Origin of the sequence: Salinicola sp. MIT1003 (assembly GCF_001858555.1) — a bacterium.
In the GTDB taxonomy this organism is placed as follows: domain Bacteria; phylum Pseudomonadota; class Gammaproteobacteria; order Pseudomonadales; family Halomonadaceae; genus Salinicola; species Salinicola salarius.
In genome coordinates this window covers 160,225-176,149 of record NZ_MCAP01000055.1, presented here as the reverse complement: position 1 = coordinate 176,149, position 15,925 = coordinate 160,225, and the positions used below count along the sequence as shown (strand labels likewise).

Genomic DNA, 15,925 nt, shown 5'->3' with positions numbered 1-15,925 from the left:
CCTTGAACACGAAATGATTGTACCCCGGCACTAAGGCCTACAATAATCAAGATCACACCCAATATGGCCACGTCTCTACCTCTGAACTAAATAAATACCCAATGAAAACATACCGACCGAGAAAGCTAAAAGCCCAAGAAAATGCTCATTGACTGCTGTTTTCACTGGTGTTTCATCAGGGGCGGTTTTGCTGATTTTACGTAAAGCCAGCAAGAATCGTAAATTCTGCACCAAGCCAAGGCCTCCGAAAATTATCAGAAAAATCCCTACAGCTTTTAACACGTTCAGCCTCCCTTGTAGCTAACAGGTATTAGACAGCGCGCTCGTTTATTGACTTGAACGAGCGCGCGCGTTCAACATTCTTATACCGCCACATCAAACCACTGATTTTTCGTTGTATTTTCGTTGACTTGGCTATATAACACCAATCAACGAGCATGCTGCCTTTTCCGACATATCGGTTTTGGATCGCTATCCGCCATGACAGACTCCTACCGTAAGTTTTTACTCAGCACGCGAGTCACGGTTCGACCTCCCCGCCAACAGCTTCAAAATCAACAGCGCAAACTGCCTCCCCGTCTCCTCGTCTTCCAGCAACGGCATGCTGAGTTTCTCGTGGTCGCTGAGGGCGTCGAGCACGGCGTCGGTGACCTTCTTCGGGAAGAGGCCATGCATCACCTGGTCTTCGCTGTGATTGCGTACCTGGGCCATCACCGCTTCGTCGCGCTCGATGCGGTCGGCGATGCCGTTGGCAAAGTGGAGCTTGTCGTCGTCGCTGACCTCGGCGCCGTAGAGGTCGTTGAGCCGGTCGATGATCTCGGCCAGACGCTGCTTCTCGGGGTCGTGGGGCTTGCCTGAGCCCACCTCACTGACCGGGGTGAGGCCGTAGTCGCCTTCGGCTTCCTCCAGGCGCAGGCGCTTCTCCTCACGCTTGGTGAGGCGGTAGTGGGTCAACTCCAGCTCGCTGACGTCGATGCTCTCCTCTTCCAGCAGGCGGTCGATGCGCAGCAGCGGAGTGAGGTGGCGGGCGTAGACGCACAGCTGCTCCAGCTCGGCGTCGTCGAAGGTGACGATCTGGCTGAGGAACTCGTAGGTGCGCACGAAGCTGGCGAGGTTCTTGCGGAACAGGTCGAGCTCGTCCTGGGCGGTGCCGGCCTCCTTGAGCTCCTGCTCGGCGCGCTTGAGGCCCTTGTCGTCACCATTCTGCTCGGCGACGCGGCGGGCCTCCTTCCAGGTCTGCAGCTGTTCAAGAAGCGCCTGATACTTCTGCTTGAAGCGGTCCTGGGCGGGGCGGCAGTAGTAGCTGAGGCTCGATGCCGGGGCCTTGGGATCGAAGAAGGCTTTGGCGAAGCCCTCCACCTCGGGCCACTGGTAGATGCCACTGGCATCCAGGCTACGCTGCAGGTCGTAGACCACCTGAGGGTCGGAGACATCGGCCAGCTCCGCCTTGCGGTAGTAGGGCGCGAAGGCGTCGAGGATCTCCTGCTCGTCGTTGTAGAAATCGAGGATAAAGGTCTGCTTGCCGGGGAACAGCCGGTTGAGCCGCGAGAGGGTCTGCACGCAGTCCACGCCCTGAAGCTTCTTGTCCACGTACATGGCGCAGAGCTTGGGCTGGTCGAAGCCGGTCTGGAACTTGTTGGCGGCGATCATCACGTTGAAGTCGTCGGTGTCAAACGCCTCGGCCAAGTTGCGCCCCTTGAGCCCGGGGTTGAGCAGCTGGCTGGTCTCGGTGACCTCCTCGGGGATCACCTCGTCGGGCGACACGCTGCCGGAGAAGGCCACCATGGGGTGGACATCGTCATAGCCCTGCTCGGCGATATAGTCACGCATGGCCAGCTGATAGCGCACCGCTTCCTGGCGGCTAGCGGTGACCACCATGGCCTTGGCCTGGCCGTCGAGCAGGTGGCGCACGTTGTCGCGGTAGTGCTCGACGATCACCTCGACCCGCTGGGCAATGTTGTAGGGGTGCAGGCGCACCCACTTGGCCAGGGTGCGCGAGGCCTTCTTGGAATCGACCTCCTGCTCCTCGCCATCGGGGTGGGCGAGCTTCCAGGCGGTGCTGTAGGTGACGTAGTTGGTGAGCACATCGAGGATAAAGCCCTCCTCGATGGCCTGGCGCATGGAGTAGAGATGGAACGGCTCGGGCAGGTTGTCGCCACTGGCCGGCAGATCGGGATCCGGCGCACGTCCGAACAGCTCCAGGGTCTTGGCCTTGGGGGTAGCGGTAAAGGCGTAGTAGCTGATGCGCTCGCTGGGGCGGCGTGAGGCCACCGCGGCATCCAGCATCGCCTCGGCGCTTATTTCCAGCTCGCCGATGCCCTCGCGGTTTTCCAGCTCGCCGCCGCTCTCGCTCCCACTATCGCCCTCTGCAGTCTCGCCCGCGGCCGCCAGCAGCGCCTTGAGCTTGCTGGCCGAGCTGCCGGTCTGCGAGGAGTGAGCCTCGTCGGCGATCACCGCGTAGTTGCCTTCGGCCAGCTGGGGGCGCTTGTCCAGGGCGTCGAACAGCGCCGGGAAGGTCTGGATGGTGACGATGATGATGCGGGTGTTGCTGGCGAGTGCCTCGGCGAGCTGCTCCGACTTGCTCTGGTTGCCAACATCGCGGGTGATCGGGCACACCACGCCGTGGGCATGCTCGAACTGATAGATGGTGTCCTGCAGCTGACTGTCGAGCACCGTGCGATCGGTGACCACGATCACCGAGTTGAACAGCTTGGTGCCGTCCTCGGCATAGAGGTTGGCCAGCTGATGGGCCGCCCAGGCGATGGAGTTGGACTTGCCGGAGCCGGCACTGTGCTGCACCAGGTAACGCTGCCCTGGCCCCTCGGCCAGGGTGGTCTGCACCAGGCGATTGACCACCTCCCACTGGTGATAGCGGGGGAAGATCAGCGTCTCTTTATGGCCGCGCCGACCGTGGAAGTCCTCATAGGGCTTCTTCTCCAGATGCAGGAAGCGACCGAGCACCTTCAGCCAGGCATCCCGTGCGAACACCTCCTCCCACAGATAGCCGGCGGCGTAGCTGGCCTTGTCCGGCGCCGGCGGGTTACCGGCACCGCCCTCCGCCGTGCCGCGGTTGAAGGGCAGAAAGTAGGTATCCTTGCCAGCCAGCTTGGTGGTCATGGCCACCTCGTCCTGGCTCACCGCGAAGTGGACCAGCGCACCGCGCTTGAAGGTCAGCAGCGGCTCCGGCTTGCGGGAGGCGGGATCCTTGATTGGGCGGTCCTGGCGATACTGGCGCTTGGCGTTCTCCACCGTCTGCTTGAACTGGCTCTTGAGCTCCAGCGTCGCGGTGGGGATGCCGTTGACGAACAGAACCAGGTCGAGGCGAGGGTTGTATTGCCCTTCCCGGGCGTGGGGCGAGTAGGAGACCTCGGGCACCACCCGCAGGCGATTGGCGCGGTAACGGGCCAGCGAATCCGGGTTCATGCCGTGGTCGGGCTGGAAGCTGCACAAGTCGAACTTCACCCCCGGCACCTTGAAGCCGTGGCGCAGCACCTCCAGGGTGCCGACCCGCTCCAGCTCGCGCACCACCTTCTGCACGAACACCTTTTCCGGCGCCTGGGGGTTGGCCTTGCTGAACTTCTCCCAGCGCTGGGGCCAGGCCTCGCGTACGTAGCCGAGCAGATCCTCGGTATAGAGCGCCGAGGTGCGTTCAAAGCCGCTGGCCGGACCGCTTCTCCAGCCGTGGGCCGTCATGGCCTCGATGATGTCCTGCTGAAAGCGGGCTTCCCTGCTATCCGCCATGTTATCCCCTGCGTTTAGCGTAATTATGAGTAACAGCCTAGCGCTTTGGGGTTAGGAGGAGAAGCCTACTTAGGACGATGAGTTGCCCATAAAGGGCGATCTCGCCAGTCGTCAGGAAACCCCATTTCGGCCACATTGACGGCATGGTGATCGATGAGCCCGACCAGCCGCTCCCGCCAGTGATGGTGGGGGTTCACCACATCCATCAGATACAGCATCAGAGTGAGGGTATTGTAGATACGTCGCGACGCGTCAAAGGACAGAGTGTCCAGCACCGCCGCAGGCCGATCTTTTGGCAGCTTGGGAAGGAAGGTGAACTCCCGGTTCCACAGGCGTGCATGGTGGGCACACTGGTTGCGTACCGTGCTCAGGTGGTGCAGCACCGATGTCAGCACACTTTCATCGAAGTCGTACTCACGTGCCACGGCATTACGATCTCGGCGCGGTCGTGTGTTGGCGTACCACTGGGACAGCTGGCCGAACGTCATGATCTCTACCAGGGCCCAGATCGGAGGCAGCGGCTCATCGTAGGTAGCGCTCAGGTGGCGAATGAAGGTTTCCTGGCTGCGCCGCACCTCCCCTTCCAAGGCACGGAGCCGCTCCTCGTGACGCCAAGAACGGTGAGGTGACTTGAACAGGGTCGGATCAAGGTGGCAATGGGGCCCGTGTGTATGGGCCATGTGGTAGGCCCAGCAGGTGCGAATAGAGACCTCGATGCGTTCGATGGCGTCCATGACCAGCAACCGGAACTCCCGGTCGAACACATAGAGATTCAGTACGTCATCCAGTGTGGTGCCGGGGCGCAGGCGATGCGTCTGGTGATCGGCCTCGAAGGGCAACCAATAGGCGCCCAACCGGTAGTAGTTGAGATGACGCAGATAGTGGAGCGCCCGCTGGCAGTCCGGCACCGTCAGCCCCCGCTGGATGAGCCGGTCGAGCTGATCATCTAAGCTCAGCGGGGGCTTGTTGAACTGCAAGGCCGGCCTCCAGAAAAAAGTAACCCCCCAAGGTGCGCTTCAGGGAGAGGCGTGGGGGGTGTTGTTACGAAGCAGTATAAGGACGCAAAGGCCCGCTGCCAAGTCTCACCCATCAGGTTGGCGCCATCTCTTCAGGTTGCGCCGCTGCTGCACTCACCTGCTGGTCCTGCCACTCGCCGTAGGTCATGCCGCTGCCCTCCGCCTTCCACGAGATGCGCCCATTGGCGCTGCGCCCGGAGACCACCGCCGCGGCGGCGCTGGGGCTGCTGAAGCTCTGATCCTCGTTGAACACTCGAGTGCCATTGCTGCCTTCCACCAGCACCCCGTCCTCGCAGAGCTGGTTGTAGAGGCTCTGATAGCCGCGCTCGGTGCCGACCCAGCTGCCCCGGGCCAGGGAGCCCTTGAAGACGTAGAACTCGCCGTCGATCTCCTGGCCGGTTGCACGAATGCCGTGCCGTGGCACCTCCAGGGTGAAGCGGGGCGAGGCCTCTGGTTCTGCCGCTGGGGCCTCTTCCGGCATCCGCGAGGGGCGCGAGGTCTCGCGGAGGAAGTCGAACCCCAGCACCGGCAGCACGGTGCGGATCTGCTCGACGAAGAACGCCATATCGGCGCGATCCGACTCGGGCAGGTTGATGTACTCGTGGGCGGTGCCGTTGATCAGCTTGCAGCGGCCGACCTGGCCGGCGTTCTGGATCAGCAGGCTCTCCAGGTACTTCACGTGGGCCTTGGTGAGGTTCTGGTCCTTGCTGGTAACCAAGCAGACCTTTTCCCAGAAGTCCTTGCCGCCTCCTGAGCCTGAAACGGCCTCAGGGCGGTTGTGCTGCTTGAGGCGGGTGCCGACGTCGTCGCTCTCGCCGATGTAGACCAGCGGGCGCAGGCTATTCTCGGGGTCGGGGCCAACCAGGAAGTAGATACCTGTGCGGCCGCACTCAGGTCGCTGGACCAGCTCGCTGAGCTTGCTGCGCGGCCCGGTGAGCACGTGGCCGGTCCAGTTCATGATCTCGGCGGTGAGCAGGCCGTTGGGCGTGCCGTCCACCAGGAAGAGCCGGATGCTGCGCCCCTGCGTCATACGGCCTCCGTTTGGGTGGTTTCAGTGGGGGCCGGTGAACCCGCCGGTGGCTTCCAGCCGCGCACATCGATCTTGCCGGTGACGGCGGCGGAGATTAGGGCGGAGCGACGTTCTTGTAACAGCTTAATCCCATCAACTGCTTCTTTAATCAGCTCTTTGGTTACCTTATCGGCCCCGGTGATTTTTTCTTTTATTTTCAATCTTTCATCAGAAGAAGGAGGTGATGCCACAGCAATAGAACCCAAAGCCTCGCTAGTCAGCTTGGGCTGAGCAGACCCCGTCACATGAATGGACAGATCTAAATTTTCAATCACCTCAGCCCAGTATTCCAAATTCGCATCTATGGGCTCCAAGATATGGGCATGATTGTTCACCCAATACCTCCCTTTAGCAACAAAGGCAATGGGGGAGGAGCGCGCAAGAAGATTAGCCCCATCCTCGGAAACAAGAACATGGTCCTTGTCGAAAATAAAACCATCTATCCAATCAATAACTCCTGAAGCACCATAGTAGGGAAATTCGCCCTGGCGGCCACCTCGGTCCTCAGATTTCAGTGGAATTCTTTTTCCATCCAAAAAATTAAAAAACATCTTGATCGGCGCCACTACCCAATGCGCCGGCACTTCCCCCAGCCACTCCACCCCGGAGTCCTTCATCGGCACATCGGGGTCCAGCCCCTTGGTGACGGCATGGGAGATCACCGCCTGGCGCTTCTCCTTGAGCAGCTCGATCAGGCGCTGCTGCTCCTCCACCAGGGCATCAATGCGGGCGGTTTCGTGGTCGAGGAAGGCGGCGATGGTGGCCTGCTCTTCTATGGGAGGCAAGGGGGTAGGCAAATTATCTGACGCATACTGACTCAGGCCTACACGCGTTAAGCCGTTCGCTGAAACAGCAAAGTAAGATTTTGCAGATCTAGAATCAAAGTAGTGCTTCAAGAACAGGCCAATAATAGAAGGGTGTGGTCTCGCAATAGATAAATGGTAGCCACACACTACACCTGGCAGCGTTTCAGGTACGTGTGCGGCAATAGCGATGTCATCTGATGACTCGGAGTCTTTAGTGAAAATCACATCGCCTGCCAGAAGGGGGAATTTTTCAATCTGACTCCCTGAGGCAGTCGCTTGCATGAAGCTCATGCCTTGAACAATATCATCGTGGTAATACACATCTGTATAGTTGCATAGAAGGACTGATTGTTCGCCCTCTACCGACTTCTTATCAACATTGCTCGGCATAACATCGCAATGCCGCTTAAGCGGTTGAATGCCCCAATGCGCCGGCACCTCCCCCAGCCACTCAACGCCGGAGTCCTTGTATTCGGGGTACTGTGGGAAGCTCATGCCGACAACTCCTCGATCATCTGCTTGATCCGGTCGGTACAGGCCTTGAGGTCGGCGTCGATCTCCTCCAGCGGGCGCGGCGGGGTGAACTGGTAGAAGTGCCGGTTGAAGGGAATCTCGAAGCCGACGATGCCGATGCGGCCATCCAGCGGGTCGCGCTTCTCCTCGTCGATCCAGGCGTCGGGCACGTGAGGCTTCACCTCGCGCTCGAAGTAGTCGAACACCGACTCGTCCAGCGGCACGTTCTCGTTGTCGCGCAGGCCGCTGTCGGGCTCGGGGTTGCCCTTTTTGTCCAGGCAGATATCCGCCTCGGGGTCGCGCTCGGAGAGCGCATTGAGGATCGCCTTCTGCAGCGGGGCGCCGACCTTCATGCCCTCCGGCAGGTGCTGCTTGAGGGCGGCCTTCAGCGCCTTGGTGAAGGCGTCTCGGTTGGTATAGCGCTGCTCCGGGTCCAGGGTGGCGCAGGCGGCCTTGATCGCCTCGCGCTCGCCCTCCGCAAGCTTCTGGAGCGGCTTCTCGTCATCGAGCTTAGCCAGGCGCTCGGGGCTCGCCTGGAAGTTGAGGCGCAGCGGGCGCTCCACGGTGATCCGCCGGTAGCCGAAGGCCTCCACCGGGAAGAGCTTGCTCTCCTCGCTCTCCTGGCAGGCGCCGTAGAGGCGCACGATCTCCTCGATGTCGCGGTCGGCGACGAACTGACGCTTGCTGCCAAGCGATTTGCGCATCTTGCTGGCCCGGCCGGTGGCGTTGATCAGCTGCACCTGGCCGCGGCGCTCGGCGGGCTTGTGGTTGGAGAGGATCCACACGTAGGTGGCGATGCCGGTGTTGTAGAACAGATCGGTGGGAAGGCCGACGATGGCCTCCACCAGGTCGTGCTGCAGCAGGTAGCGGCGGATCTCCGATTCGCCGCTGCCGGCACCCCCGGTGAACAGCGGCGAGCCGTTGAGGATGATGCCGATGCGCGAGCCGCCCTCCTGGCGGGCGCGCATCTTGCTCACCAGATGCATCAGGAACAGCAGCGAGCCATCGGAGACCCGCGGCAGGCCGGGGCCGAAGCGGCCGTCATAGCCCTTGTGGTTGTGCTCGTCGGTGATCGCCTTCTGGACCTTCTTCCACTCCACGCCGAAGGGCGGGTTGGAGAGCATGAAATCGAAGTGCTCGCCGGGGAGCTGGTCGTCGGATAGGGTGTTGCCGAGCTTGATCTGCTCCACCGCCTGGCCCTTGATCAGCATGTCGGCCTTGCAGATGGCGTAGGACTCGGGGTTGAGCTCCTGGCCGTGCAGCGAGACGGTGACGTCGCGGCTGACCTGCTGGATGTACTCGTCGCTCTCGGAGAGGAAACCGCCGGTTCCCGCCGTGGGGTCGTAGACGGTGACGATGCCGTGGGGACGCAGTTTCTCCTCCTGGCCGGTGAGCACCAGGGAGGTGGTCAGGTGGACGATGTCGCGTGGGGTGAAGTGCTCCCCCGCCGTCTCGTTGGAGCTCTCGGCGAACTTGCGGATCAGCTCCTCGAACACCAGGCCCATGCCGTAGTTGGTCAGCCGCTGCGGGCTCATGTCGATGGCGGCGAAGCGCTGCACCACCTGGTAGAGCAGGTTGCTGGCCGAGAGCTGCTGGACGAAGCCCTCGAACTCGAAGTGCTCGAAGATTTCCCGGGCGTCCTGGCTGAACGACTGCACGTAGCTCATCAGGTCGTCGGCGGTCTGGGTGTCGGAGAGCGTACCCAGGATCAGCGGCGAGGCATTGAAGAAGGGCTGCTCTGCCGCACGCAGCAAGAGCTTCTCGCGCACCGCCTCGGGCTTGGCCTGGTGGGCGTGGGCGGCGTCGAGCACCGCAGCCTTGGTGGGCTCCAGCACGCACTCCAGGCGCCGCAGCAGGGTGAAGGGCAGGATGATGCGGCCGTACTGGGACTGCTTGAAATCGCCGCGCAGCAGGTCCGCCACGGACCAGATGAAGGCCGCCAGTTGAGAATGACTCTCCGTGTTCACGATGCTTCCCCACGTTCTTGCTGCTGATGATGATGGATGCGGCCCATCATACACAGTGAAGCGAAGGGAGGGGAAAGGATGCGTAGAAGCCTACCTTTCCTCGCGATATCAAATTGCTCCAACCTTCTCTCTTATTTCATTCCTTAAATCATTCAACCCATTCAGAAGGCTAGATACCTCCACCATCTTGTCCTCATGACCGACAAAATCCTCCTGATTTGACAGCAGCATTTTTAACAAGCCGCCAAGTCTGCCTAAATCACCATTGAGCTGCATCAGGTCACCCACCGCCTTATGATCAATCATCGACTTGGGCGTGTACCCCATCCCCAAGTTCCGCAGGAACGATGATGCACTGTGATTACAGCCCTTGGCGTTATCTTCGATTTCTTCTTTCTCGCGCTTATCCACCCATACTTTGATGCACTGCTTTCTTATGCGTGTCTGACTTCCCATCATTATCTCCATAGTCGATCTACCCTACAGCGGCGGTAGCCGCTCAGCCTCGCAGAGCAGGACAGCGTAGAGCCCGTTGGGCGAGTAAGCGCATTGCATTGTTGGCTAGCCGCTTGCGGCGTAGGCCTACAATGCACATCCTGCCATTGGCCCATCACACATTTTGCTTCACTCTGCTTCATTTCAGGCCCAGATCCCGCAAATGAACTAGAATGAGACAAAATGAAATAAAATCTCTCAAAATGAAGTAAAATGCAGCATCGCTTCGCTATGAGTCGCCACACAGCTGCTGCTTCGCAGCTTTTTGAACGCCAAATGAGATGACTAGCCGACCTCAACTCGCCTCAAAAGCCTCCTGAGACGATTTCAAGCCCTACCCTATGCCTACCCCTTCCTACTTCTATATCTCTCCTCACAGCCGCTTACAGGGCACGCAGTGGCATTGACACACGCACAGGCAGCCCTAGCTGGTGGATAGCGCCCCGGCCCTGGCCGTTGGCGACTCAGCCCTCTTGGCCACTTTCACGCCGCCAGAACTCTTTCATCACTGAGTCTCCATCTTTGACAAGCGTATGAACCTCATAGGGACTGAAGGTGGCAAGCTCTACAACCAGCAGACTGTCAAACTGGAGTTCCCTGTCCAAAGCTCTAAGACGCTGCAACTCGAATGGCCACTCGTCACCGTTATATATACCAAGAAGTAATCGACGAAGGTGGTGAGACTGCCCGCTATGCCCTTGAGCAACATTGATCAACTTTAAAAGTGCTGGGATGCCATGATCGACCAACTTGTCTTCATAGCTAGTCCCACCGCTAATCACCTCACCCATCACTTCATCAGGATTATCAAGCGGCGGATGACCACGCCCTTTCTTTAGCAGATGATCGCCAAGATAGCAATGCGCACCTTCAAGCCATTTTTCGCCAAGCTCAGGAGCGTCATCGGCATCTTTCCACTCTTTCCCTTTATGCGGCTTACGATACTTCATATGTCACCTATTAATCTCCAGATACTAGCTGTTCTTTGACTTTCAAAAATCCCTGCCTTCCTTCCAAAGACTCTATTCGACTCATCCTCAAATTTTCGCCTTTGAAGTTCACCACTTCAAAACACGCGTAATGTTTCTCAAACTCCCCCTTGCGATATTTTCGCAAAAGGCCTTCAAACCACCGCACAGGTGAACCACTAATCGCTCCCGCCCGTAACGCACCACTCAATTCATCAATCAGCAAAACGGCATCTTCCCCGGATACCTCTTCCAGTAAGCGAGCCACCAGGGCCCTCTCACCGCTCCTAAGCGATTCTGGAGTCTCAGGGTAGAGCTTTGCTCCAGGTAGCTGCTGCCCTGCTTCACCACCACACTTATCCACAGGCCTGCTGCCAACTTCCTTTTTTACTTCCTCTGTTAGTTCTAGGGGTGACACAGCTATGTCACCCCCGGGGGTGACACCCGTGTCACCCTCCCCCTGACATTCTGTCACCCCTAGGGGTGACAAATTGTCAGGGGCTTTATCCACAGAGAGGCGATAAGTGTTCGACGTTTGTCTACCGCGCCTTTCGTAACCTGGCCTTATTTCCATAACACCCTGATTAACCATCGTTTTTATGGCTCTCCTTACGGTCCTTGTCGAAGAACCGCTCTTACGTGCAATCGTTGACACGCTGGGCCAACAAACGCCGTCGTCATCGGCATGCCATGCAAGGACCACAAGGATCATCTTGGTGGCCGGTGCCAAAGTGACCTCCATGGCCCACTCAAGAGCGCGGTAACTCATGGCTTCACTCGGCTGAGGCGATGTACTCAGCAATTTGCGGAGTGCGGAAATACACCCTGCGACCAATTCTGACTCGGGCTTTCTTGATCTCGTAGGCATAGTCATGCGACTGATTTATCGCGATTCGGAGACCATCCGGACTCCGGTGCAACAGCTCAGCCAACTGCCCCAAGCTGATAAGGGGGCCATATTTGTCGAGTAGAGAACGTTCGATAGCAACCTTGGTATCTTCCATCGTTCAGCATCCATTGATTACGTTGGTTTGCGTAATCTAGCCCCAAAATGCTTGAAAGAAAGGAACAGTATATGTAAATTTGGTTGACATCGGTAAAAAAACGTCGTCTGTAGGGCAGGCTGTATGGACCTAGAAGAAATCAAGCCAGTCGAAGGCTGTTCAGAGGAGCTCAAGGTAGCTCTCCAGGGATTTCGTGACAATGTCACGGAGTCATACACCACTGGATCCAGACGCTGGTCTATTTGGTCACTTCTCGGTGATCACTTTGACCAGCCATTGGAGCTATTGCTGAACACCAATGGAGCAGAAAATTTCTTCCAGGGGGAACGATTCTCGGCGTTCTGCAAAAGAACCAGCTTCGACGAGGCAGATTTATATCTATCTTCAATATTCAAGAAATATAATGCTCGCCTGCGGGCCGCTGACATCGACATCCTTAGAAGCGTAATCTCATTCTGCGATGACCGGCGGCCTATGAAGATATCTTCTTATTACTTCTCTAAGACAAGGTCACCATATTATAGAAAGGGTGGCAGACCACCCTTTTGTGAGCTTTGCTGGAAAAGAAGCCAAGCTCACCAGGAACTCCACGATGGTGAGAAATTAAGTCTTAAAACCGAGAGGTTCTGCGCAGATCATGATCCACGAAACCCTGACTCAATGTACAGGACCGATCACAACAACAGGAAAGCCTTCTATGACAACCTACGCACCATCACCAGGACAGGCTACTACTACAACATAACAGACTTTGAGCAGCGCCAACATTCACGGTGGGTCGCCTACAGGATGACCAAGCTTCACATACGAGACAAGGACATTGCTGTAATGGACTTGCTTATGGATGGCTTCTCGCAATCAGAGATAGCCCGGAAGCTAGGTGCTTCCAGGCAGAACATCTCAAAGATAAAGATGAAAACCGAAGGGTTCATTGAATACTGGAGGGAGATTAGAACTTCCAGCTACCCCATTGATCCAGAGGACCTGGCTGTGTGGGAAAACTTCGATCAAGCCGACCCAGACTAGCCATTATTACTATAGAAATTTCCATCAACAGCAGGCTCTACCCTAGCCCACCAGTATCATAGCCACACTCCTTGATCGCCGGGACCATTAATTCAGCTTGCTCAGAAAATCCAGCCGCTTTCAGCTTCCCGGCAATTTCATGCCACTTGAGATAGAGACTCTTCGTCACTTCCAAAAGCTCATCGTCATCAGATAGCTTTTCATTTATCTCATCGATGATCATTTCCAGAATCTCTTCCGGATCAAAGTCAAGACCAAACTTCTCATCCGCTTCTCTAAGCAGAGCCTGCTTGTCAGAATACGGGGCCAATTTATAGGCGTTGTAGATCTTTCCATAATCCAGTTTCTTGATTTTCAAAAACGGCATCACCGTCTCTCCTCTCGCTCAAAACGTGCTGAAAGTTAGATATTTGTCTGATTTTCGCAGGTAGTCGCGCCTTACCCTTCCGCAAGCCTGTCCAGCTTCGATACCAGGTCCTCGGCCCGAAGGTGGGTATAGCGCCTCAGCATCTGCATCGACTTGTGCCCACTTATCGCCGCCACTTCCTGGTCGGACAGACCGGCCTCCACCAGCCGGCTGACGGCCTCATGGCGTAGATCATGAAAGCGAAAGTCATCGAGCCCGGCCTTCTTCTTCGCCTGGTTCCAGAGCTTGGTGTAGGCGTAGGGGCCCCGCTTGCCATCCTTTCCAGGCTCGCCAAAGAACACCAGGTCACAGTCAAGCGGGCGCACTGGGTTGTTCAGCGCTTGCTTGAACACCTCGGTGGCGGCCTGGGTCAGTGGCACCAGGCGAGCTTCGTTGTTCTTGGTGTCGGTGAGTCGCACCACGCGGCGTTTCACGTCGACCTGGGCGCGAGTGAGGGTCAGGATCTCTGAGGAGCGCATGCCCGTCTCCAGGGCGATTCTGGCGATCCAGGCCAACATGGGATTGCTGTGCTGCCGTAGCACGGCGAACAGGCGCTTCTCCTCGTCGGCGCTCAGGCGCCGGTCGCGCCCTTCTCCAGGGCTGGGTTTGCGGATATTTTGGACGGGGTTGTAGGTCAGGCCCAGACCCCATTCCTGGATGGCCACGGTGTAGAGATGGCCGAGCAAGGCGAGCTCCAGGCGCACGGTATTGGCGCTGATAGGCTGGCCACGATGGCCGATGCTGTTCAGGCGGGTGTCGCGATAGTTGGCGATCAGTTCCGGCGTCAGGGCTGCGAGGGAATACTTACCCAAGTGCTCGATCAGCGTGTTGGCCTTGTGGCGTTCGCTTTTCTGGGTGCTGGGCTTCTTTGTGGGGGTAACGTCGGCCAGGTAGCGCTTGAGCGCGGCTTCGAGCGTCATGCGCTCCGAGGCACTGCGCTGGATATAGACACCACGCACCATCTCGTCTTCGGTGCGGCGTGCCCAGTCCTGGGCGTCTCGCTTGGTGCGGAAGGTCTTGGCGGTGGTGGGCCAGCCGGTCTTGCGGATGACGGCTTTCCAGCTACCGGCAGGGGTCTTGACGATGGTGGCCATGAAAGTCTCCAGGGGGCTGAAGGATCGGCACTGTACCGAAACTGTACCCTTGGACTATGGGACTCACCAGAGATAATTCGTAAGCTGCTGATTTCATTGGTGGGCCCAGCTGGACTCGAACCAGCGACCAAGGGATTATGAGTCCCCTGCTCTAACCAACTGAGCTATAGGCCCTGAAACGCGGGAGCCGTATGATAACCAAAGCGGCCGGCACAGGCCAGCCGCTGTTGAAGGTTTGCACGTCTAGGGAGGACACGATGTCATCGAAAACGATCATCCGCCGTATCATGGGTGTCGGTCTGGCTGCCGGTTTGACGGCGTTCCACGGCGTGGCGCTGGCGGCCTGGCAGCTCGATCCCGAACAGTCCCAGGTCACGGCAACGGTGACCGAAATCACCAGCGGCGGCGAGTCGATTCCCCATGAGCACTCGCTGCGCCGCATGGAAGGCCAGATCAGCGCGGATGGCACGCTGCAACTGCCGATCCGGCTCAACCAGACCGACGTGCTCGATACCCTTGGCGAGCTGCCGTCGTGGATGTCCTCGCTCACCAGCACGACGCTGGTCACGGTCGTCACTCGCCTGCCGCCGGAACGCATCAACTCGCTGGGGGTCGGTCAGTCGACGGTCGAGATACTCACGCTGAGCACGGAATCCAACGGCGAGCAGCGCCAGGAGAAGCTGCCGGTGCGCTTCACCCGGGAGGCGGCCGATGTGGTGCGCGCGCGCAATGCCGAGCCGGTCTCGCTCGATGGCAAGGAACTGATGAAGAACCAGACCGTGCGTTCGATCCTGTCGCTGATCGGGTATCAGCAGATCGGCGACGAGGTGCCGGTCGAACTGAATGCCGTGCTGGTCGACCGTTGAGCGATGCCTGACACCGTCACCCCGTTCGAGACGCTACCCGCCGGCTGCCACTCGCCACGGAGCGAGTGGCCCTGGCGGCTCGCGCTGCCGGATGCCCGGTTCAGCGCGCTGTGCTTCGAACCCCAAACGCTTTGCGACGCGAACCTCGACGCCTGGGAGCTGGCCTTGCCTGATCGCCTGACGACGGCGGCAGCCAAGCGTCGGGCGGAGTTCCTGGGTGGCCGCCTCACCGCTCGGCGCGCGCTTGCCGCGCTGACCGGGTCGTCCTCGACACCAGCGCAGGACGCCGAACAGCTCCCCGCCTGGCCAGCCGGCACCGTCGGCTCGATCACGCATAGCCGAGGCCTGGCTGCGGCGGTGGTCGCCAATCGGGCAGCCTATCAGGGGGTCGGACTGGACGCCGAGGTCGTGATGAGTGGCGAACGCGCCCGGCGGCTGGCAGGACAGATTCTGGTGGCCTCGGAGCTGGCCTGGCTGGACCGGCTGCCCGCCGAGCGGCAGGGAGAGTTCCTTACCCTGGTGTTCTCGCTCAAGGAGAGCCTGTTCAAGGCGCTCTATCCGCTGGTGGGGCAGCGCTTCTACTTCCCCCATGCCCGCCTGATCGAATGGAACGCCGAGGCGGGCGCGGCGTCGATCGAACTGCTCAAGACGTTATCGCCTCAGTGGCCAGCCGGTGCGCGTCTATCCGGGCAGATCGCGAAAATCGATGACTATCTGATGACGTTGATCGCCGTCCCCTCACGATCCTGAGCTCTTCCCTCTTCCCTCTTCCCTCTTCCCTCTTCCCTCTTCCCTCTTCCCTCTTCCCTCTTCCCTCTTCGCCAAATCCTCGGCTCCCATCCGCCGCGTCTTATAGCGCCTGAAGCGGGCTATTGTAAATAATTGTCATTTCGGTTCAGGAATTCGATTCCCCTCCGTCATCTTCTGGGCAACGTCCATGGATAAGAACGAGTT

General features: G+C 58.8%; 15 protein-coding genes and 1 tRNA gene. 3 read left to right on the top strand and 13 right to left on the bottom strand.

Annotated elements, in window-relative coordinates; all coding sequences use genetic code 11:
* Window positions 1–75: 75 nt before the first annotated feature.
* The 10 genes from BC443_RS18685 to BC443_RS14990 all read right to left on the bottom strand — a co-directional run bounded on the left by BC443_RS18685 (window position 76) and on the right by BC443_RS14990 (window position 11,579).
* Window positions 76–282 (bottom strand): hypothetical protein, encoded by a 207-nt coding sequence (locus BC443_RS18685; RefSeq protein ID WP_139284338.1) that lies wholly within the window; start codon window positions 280–282, stop codon window positions 76–78.
* A 222-nt stretch (window positions 283–504) separates the two neighbouring features.
* Window positions 505–3,741 (bottom strand): type I restriction endonuclease, encoded by a 3,237-nt coding sequence (locus BC443_RS15030; protein WP_071232644.1) that lies wholly within the window; start codon window positions 3,739–3,741, stop codon window positions 505–507.
* Between the two features lie 65 nt (window positions 3,742–3,806).
* Window positions 3,807–4,718 (bottom strand): Abi family protein, encoded by a 912-nt coding sequence (locus BC443_RS15025; protein WP_071232643.1) that lies wholly within the window; start codon window positions 4,716–4,718, stop codon window positions 3,807–3,809.
* Between the two features lie 112 nt (window positions 4,719–4,830).
* Complete coding sequence (locus BC443_RS15020; protein ID WP_071232642.1) at window positions 4,831–5,787, bottom strand: GIY-YIG nuclease family protein; 957 nt, start codon at window positions 5,785–5,787, stop codon at window positions 4,831–4,833.
* Window positions 5,784–7,127 (bottom strand): restriction endonuclease subunit S, encoded by a 1,344-nt coding sequence (locus tag BC443_RS15015; RefSeq protein ID WP_071232641.1) that lies wholly within the window; start codon window positions 7,125–7,127, stop codon window positions 5,784–5,786. The genes BC443_RS15020 and BC443_RS15015 overlap by 4 nt, the downstream gene beginning before the upstream one ends.
* Window positions 7,124–9,112: a class I SAM-dependent DNA methyltransferase gene (locus BC443_RS15010; RefSeq protein WP_071232640.1), complete on the bottom strand. Its 1,989-nt coding sequence runs from the start codon at window positions 9,110–9,112 to the stop codon at window positions 7,124–7,126. The genes BC443_RS15015 and BC443_RS15010 overlap by 4 nt, the downstream gene beginning before the upstream one ends.
* A 108-nt stretch (window positions 9,113–9,220) precedes the next feature.
* Window positions 9,221–9,568 carry a hypothetical protein gene (locus BC443_RS15005; protein WP_083387439.1) on the bottom strand — a complete coding sequence of 116 codons (348 nt, stop codon included), beginning with the start codon at window positions 9,566–9,568 and terminating at the stop codon, window positions 9,221–9,223.
* A gap of 503 nt (window positions 9,569–10,071) precedes the next feature.
* Window positions 10,072–10,557 carry a hypothetical protein gene (locus BC443_RS15000; protein WP_071232638.1) on the bottom strand — a complete coding sequence of 162 codons (486 nt, stop codon included), beginning with the start codon at window positions 10,555–10,557 and terminating at the stop codon, window positions 10,072–10,074.
* 10 nt (window positions 10,558–10,567) lie between these two features.
* Window positions 10,568–11,344: a helix-turn-helix domain-containing protein gene (locus BC443_RS14995; protein WP_071232637.1), complete on the bottom strand. Its 777-nt coding sequence runs from the start codon at window positions 11,342–11,344 to the stop codon at window positions 10,568–10,570.
* Window positions 11,345–11,348: 4 nt separating this feature from the next.
* Complete coding sequence (locus tag BC443_RS14990) at window positions 11,349–11,579, bottom strand: plasmid-related protein (protein ID WP_071232636.1); 231 nt, start codon at window positions 11,577–11,579, stop codon at window positions 11,349–11,351.
* A gap of 123 nt (window positions 11,580–11,702) precedes the next feature.
* Between BC443_RS14990 and BC443_RS18680 the strand changes: the two genes are divergently transcribed.
* Complete coding sequence (locus BC443_RS18680) at window positions 11,703–12,605, top strand: hypothetical protein (RefSeq protein WP_139284337.1); 903 nt, start codon at window positions 11,703–11,705, stop codon at window positions 12,603–12,605.
* 37 nt (window positions 12,606–12,642) lie between these two features.
* Here the strand turns inward: BC443_RS18680 and BC443_RS14980 are convergent, their stop codons facing one another.
* From BC443_RS14980 to BC443_RS14970, 3 genes are all read right to left on the bottom strand, one after another.
* Window positions 12,643–12,972, bottom strand: a complete 330-nt coding sequence (locus BC443_RS14980; protein WP_071232634.1) for a hypothetical protein — start codon at window positions 12,970–12,972, stop codon at window positions 12,643–12,645.
* 71 nt (window positions 12,973–13,043) lie between these two features.
* The gene (locus BC443_RS14975; protein WP_071232633.1) at window positions 13,044–14,105 is read right to left on the bottom strand and encodes a site-specific integrase; all 1,062 of its coding nucleotides are present in this window, start codon (window positions 14,103–14,105) and stop codon (window positions 13,044–13,046) included.
* Between the two features lie 97 nt (window positions 14,106–14,202).
* Window positions 14,203–14,279 (bottom strand) — tRNA-Ile (locus tag BC443_RS14970).
* 83 nt (window positions 14,280–14,362) lie between these two features.
* On the opposite strand from BC443_RS14970, the gene BC443_RS14965 reads away from it, so the two are divergent.
* Window positions 14,363–14,971, top strand: a complete 609-nt coding sequence (locus BC443_RS14965; protein WP_083387437.1) for a hypothetical protein — start codon at window positions 14,363–14,365, stop codon at window positions 14,969–14,971.
* Window positions 14,972–14,974: 3 nt separating this feature from the next.
* Window positions 14,975–15,721 carry a 4'-phosphopantetheinyl transferase superfamily protein gene (locus BC443_RS14960; protein ID WP_071232632.1) on the top strand — a complete coding sequence of 249 codons (747 nt, stop codon included), beginning with the start codon at window positions 14,975–14,977 and terminating at the stop codon, window positions 15,719–15,721.
* Window positions 15,722–15,925: the final 204 nt, after the last annotated feature.

Bases quoted from the DNA above. Each gene is read 5' to 3' on its own strand.
- BC443_RS15030 (WP_071232644.1), bottom strand. From the start codon at position 3,741: ATGGCGGATAGCAGGGAAGCCCGCTTTCAGCAGGACATCATCGAGGCC.
- BC443_RS15020 (WP_071232642.1), bottom strand. From the start codon at position 5,787: ATGACGCAGGGGCGCAGCATCCGGCTCTTCCTGGTGGACGGCACGCCC.
- BC443_RS15015 (WP_071232641.1), bottom strand. From the start codon at position 7,127: ATGAGCTTCCCACAGTACCCCGAATACAAGGACTCCGGCGTTGAGTGG.
- BC443_RS15005 (WP_083387439.1), bottom strand. From the start codon at position 9,568: ATGGGAAGTCAGACACGCATAAGAAAGCAGTGCATCAAAGTATGGGTG.
- BC443_RS15000 (WP_071232638.1), bottom strand. From the start codon at position 10,557: ATGAAGTATCGTAAGCCGCATAAAGGGAAAGAGTGGAAAGATGCCGAT.
- BC443_RS14995 (WP_071232637.1), bottom strand. From the start codon at position 11,344: ATGAGTTACCGCGCTCTTGAGTGGGCCATGGAGGTCACTTTGGCACCG.
- BC443_RS14990 (WP_071232636.1), bottom strand. From the start codon at position 11,579: ATGGAAGATACCAAGGTTGCTATCGAACGTTCTCTACTCGACAAATAT.
- BC443_RS18680 (WP_139284337.1), top strand. From the start codon at position 11,703: ATGGACCTAGAAGAAATCAAGCCAGTCGAAGGCTGTTCAGAGGAGCTC.
- BC443_RS14980 (WP_071232634.1), bottom strand. From the start codon at position 12,972: ATGCCGTTTTTGAAAATCAAGAAACTGGATTATGGAAAGATCTACAAC.
- BC443_RS14975 (WP_071232633.1), bottom strand. From the start codon at position 14,105: ATGGCCACCATCGTCAAGACCCCTGCCGGTAGCTGGAAAGCCGTCATC.
- BC443_RS14965 (WP_083387437.1), top strand. From the start codon at position 14,363: ATGTCATCGAAAACGATCATCCGCCGTATCATGGGTGTCGGTCTGGCT.
- BC443_RS14960 (WP_071232632.1), top strand. From the start codon at position 14,975: ATGCCTGACACCGTCACCCCGTTCGAGACGCTACCCGCCGGCTGCCAC.